Here is a 4158-nt window from a genome sequence, read left to right as displayed (position 1 = left end):
TGTTCTAAACCGCAGCGCATCCAACTGGTGGTAATCTGCATAACTCCCTCCTGTTCGGGTTGAATAAATGTGCTAATCTCCTGTTGAAATTCTATAACTTTTGCTCTATACCGAGCGACATCAGTAAGTTTCTGAGTGATTGTATCGGTATCTAAAAACTCAATTTGACTTAGTAAATCTTGAGTTTGTCGGATAGCATTTTCAAAAGTTATACTCATAAACATACCTAGCCTTCTGTGAAGTTTAAGAGAAAAATACTAAGCGTCTAAAGCATTTAACCAATTAGTTAAATCCTCCCCTGTCGAAAAATCCAATAAAGCTTCCCCCACTCGTTCCAGATCATCAATATTCAAGGTCATAATCCGACTCTCTATATCCACATCAATAGCTCCTAACTTACGTTTAATCAGACGAACAATTAGATTTCTTTCTCTTGCTAAACCCTGTTCTAAACCCTGTTCTAAACCCTGTTCTAAACCCTGTTCTAAACCCTGTTCTAAACCGCGGCGCATCCAACTGGTGGTAATCTGCATAACTCCCTCCTGTTCGGGTTGAATAAATGTGCTAATCTCCTGTTGAAATTCTATCTCCTCGGACGAGTTGAGATTGAGATAGGTATCGACAAAGCCTGAAATCAATTGCATTCTAGCAGCATCTAATCTTAATGTTACCAATAATCTTAGACATTGTGCCTTAACTTTTGCTCTATCCCGAGGGGCAATTTTCATCTTGGCCATCAAAGCGGCGGCGACGGGATTAGCTTGATTGAGAAAATCTCGCCAATGCAAGCGATTTAACTGGACAACTTGATAGTTAAATTCTAACACTTTTAGGTCAGGAAACTCAATTTTGTATTGACGAATTGCTTCTTTTTGCGGACGATCATAGGAGAATATGACAATCGGATAAACTGGTAAGGCAAATTTTTGATGCAGACGAGCGAAATAAGTAAACATTCGCCGATTAAATTCCGGTTGAGAGCTAGACTGTGCTTCTAGATGAATTAAGAAAAATGATGATTGTCCTCGAAATTGCACTTGGGCGACTAAATCACTTTCATACTTTTCTCCTTCCGTGACATCGGTAAAGACTTCTTTGTCTAAAAATGTGATCTGATTAGGTTCTAAATAATTAATAATCTCAGGAAAAAACAACTGAATAAATTCAACAAAAAAAGTCGCAATTAATTCCTTAAATAAACGATCATGGTCAATAACATTATTCATACATAGCAGTTATCCTAATAGTGAGGTAGAAAGTTTTTGTTTTGAGGAGTCGGTCTCTCGTCGTAGATATCAAAATTAGGTTACACTTCATCTTGAGGAGGAATGCAGTAAACTACTTGTTAAGACTACACCAGAACAGGGATATCCGGAGAGAAACTTCGAGCATTTGTACTAAAATATCCAAGAGACGGCTAACTGCTATATTTTGTGATGACGATATAAATAGGGTTTGCTGAAAAAGTTTTTCGTGGGGGCAGGGTGTGGGCTTCGGCCGTGAGCTCAGCGTTCGACCGAGCGTTCGACTGAGCTCACGCGGCTCGACTGAGCTCGCCGAACGTCCGAAGTCTCACGCCGAAGTCCGAACGGGTGTGGGGTGTGGGGTGTAGGGTTTTACCGATTTTCATCTGGTCAATTACCTAATTTTCAGGGAAAAAGTACCTGAATTTTCCCCCCGCTCACTCCCAGGTCCGGTACTTTTGGATTGACAAAAAGTCTAAAAGTCTTATCCAGCAAGGTTTTTAGATTTATTCAGCAAGCCCTAAATAGCAAAAACTATAGACGAATAGCTATGAGCTTTGGTGAAGAATTTGAATTACTGCTGCGGGCGCGCTATCCTCTCATCTATGTTACCACCTTAGAAGAGGAACGTCTCGAAAAAGCGATCGCCGATATTGCCAAACAGAGCCATAACCGTGCTGTCTATGTCTGGGATTTTGTGGATGGTTATCAAGATAATCCCAATAATGAGAACTTGGCTCGGCGTAATCCCCTGCAAGCTCTTGAATTCGTCGAAAAGCTGCCGACTAACATCGCCGCGATCATAATTTTACGCGATTTCCAGCGCTTTTTAGAAGATATTTCCATCGCCAGAAAATTGCGAAATCTGGCCCGTTCTCTGAAATCTCAGCCCAAAAACCTAATTATCGTCGCTCCCGAACTGTCTATCCCCTCGGATCTAACCGAAGTAATCACCGTCGTCGATTTTCCCCTCCCCAGTGGCGAAGAAATTAAACAGGAAATTCAGCGATTAATCGCTGCCACCGGACAACCCGTCAAAGAACCACTCCTCGATGAATTAGTGCTTTCTGCCCAAGGATTATCCCTAGAGAGAATTCGTCGGGTTTTAGCCAAATGTTTAGCCAGTCACGGCAAAATTGAGCCAGAGGACGTGGAATTAATTTTGGCAGAAAAACGCCAATCGATTCGTCAAACCCAGATATTGGACTTTTATCCCGCCACAGAGCAGATTTCTGACATCGGCGGCCTAGATAATCTCAAAGATTGGCTGATTCGTCGCGGTGGGGCCTTTAGTGAACGCGCCCGCGCCTACGGTTTACCCAATCCCCGGGGTTTACTCTTGGTGGGAATTCAAGGGACGGGTAAATCCCTGACAGCGAAAGCTATTTCCCATCATTGGCACTTACCGCTGCTGCGTCTAGACGTGGGGCGTTTATTTGGCGGATTGGTGGGAGAATCGGAATCGCGTACCCGTCAGATGATTAATCTCGCCGAAGCTTTGGCTCCCTGTGTGCTGTGGATAGACGAAATCGATAAAGCTTTCGCCGGAGCGGAGGGAAAAGGCGACGGGGGAACCACCGGGCGGGTTTTCGGGACGTTTATCACTTGGTTAGCCGAGAAACAATCGCCGGTTTTTGTCGTCGCTACAGCTAATAACATCCAATCTCTGCCCCCGGAAATGTTGCGAAAAGGACGCTTCGATGAGATATTTTTTGTCGGACTACCTAGCCAAAAGTCCCGCGAGGAGATTTTTAGCGTTCATTTAGGGAAAGTCCGGCCCCATAATCTAAAAAGTTATGATATAAAGCGACTAGCCTACGAAACTCCCGATTTTTCGGGGGCAGAAATCGAACAAACCATCGTGGAAGCGATGCACATCGGTTTTAGTCAAAATCGCGACTTTAGCACCGATGATGTGCTTGAGGCCGCTAGTCAGATTATCCCCCTAGCTCGGACTGCCCAAGAACAGATTCAATTTCTACAGGATTGGGCTAAGTCCGGTAAAGCTCGTTTAGCCTCTCGCGATGATCGTTTTAATGTTAATCCTAACAGTTAATTTAGCACCAATATGAAGCGTTTATCTGGTTTATTGCAATTTATGCTCGGTTTTGTCATGGGAGTGGCGATTTTGGTCGGTGGGGCTACTGCTGTCGCCTATATGCTTCTCTCCGGTATGAATTCTAATCCTCCTAAACCCGTCTTTACCGAGGAGAAAAAAGAGGAAACTAAGGAGGAAAAAGCCGCCGTCAAACCTTCTCCCATCCCTACTACTCCGGTCCAAGAACAACCCCAAGCTGAGGTGAAAGAGTCTCCCACAGCTGCACCAGCACCAAAGGCTGCCCCGAAACCCAGTCCCGAAGCAAGAAAAAAAGAAACCACATCCGAGGGTTATCAAGCGCGGGTGACATGGCAAAGCGGTTTAAGTCTGCGCTCTCAACCTACCAGTGAATCGACTCGTCTCGGTGGTCTCGATTACAATACTAAAGTCAGTGTGGTGGGAACCAGCAGCGATGGCCAATGGCAGCGCGTGCGTCTGTCCGATGGTCGCGAAGGTTGGATTAAAGCAGGTAATATTTCCAGAGTCCAGTAAATAGGGTTTGCGGCAAAAAGTTTTTCGGTGGGGGCAGGGTGTGGCCCCCCCAACCCCCCCGACATCGGGGGGGCTGGGTGTAGGGTGTAGGGTTTTACCCATTTTCAGGTGGTCAATTACCTAATTTTCAGGGAAAAAGTCCAGGAATTTTCCCCCCGCTCACTCCAATGGCTGGTACTTTTGGATTTCAAAAAGGTCTCAAAGTATTATCGAACAATGTTTTTAGATTTATTCAGCCAGCCCTAGGGCTGGCTGAATAAATGTGAAATGTAGGCAAAGTAAGGGTTTTGGGGCTTTACGAGCGAAACAGGTGCAAGATTTTGA

3 protein-coding genes and 1 pseudogene are annotated in these 4158 nt (G+C 44.8%); 2 read left to right on the top strand and 2 right to left on the bottom strand.

What is annotated here, in order from left to right:
- Together IM500_RS16350 and IM500_RS16345 are read right to left on the bottom strand one after the other, a co-directional pair.
- A pseudogene (locus tag IM500_RS16350) lies at nt 1–218 on the bottom strand (hypothetical protein); the annotation flags it as partial.
- 39 nt (nt 219–257) lie between these two features.
- Entirely contained in the window at nt 258–1226 is a 969-nt protein-coding gene (locus IM500_RS16345) for a DUF4351 domain-containing protein (protein ID WP_287739011.1), read from the bottom strand.
- A 568-nt stretch (nt 1227–1794) separates the two neighbouring features.
- Between IM500_RS16345 and IM500_RS16340 the strand changes: the two genes are divergently transcribed.
- Together IM500_RS16340 and IM500_RS16335 are read left to right on the top strand one after the other, a co-directional pair.
- Complete coding sequence (locus IM500_RS16340; RefSeq protein WP_287739009.1) at nt 1795–3300, top strand: Ycf46 family AAA ATPase; 1506 nt, start codon at nt 1795–1797, stop codon at nt 3298–3300.
- Nucleotides 3301–3312: 12 nt separating this feature from the next.
- The gene (locus tag IM500_RS16335) at nt 3313–3834 is read left to right on the top strand and encodes an SH3 domain-containing protein (protein WP_287739007.1); all 522 of its coding nucleotides are present in this window, start codon (nt 3313–3315) and stop codon (nt 3832–3834) included.
- Nucleotides 3835–4158: the final 324 nt, after the last annotated feature.

This window comes from Microcystis sp. M179S2, from assembly GCF_020245805.1.
Lineage (GTDB): Bacteria > Cyanobacteriota > Cyanobacteriia > Cyanobacteriales > Microcystaceae > Microcystis > Microcystis aeruginosa.
The sequence above is the reverse complement of the archived record's forward strand: the minus strand, read 5'-3'. Positions and strand labels throughout refer to the sequence as shown.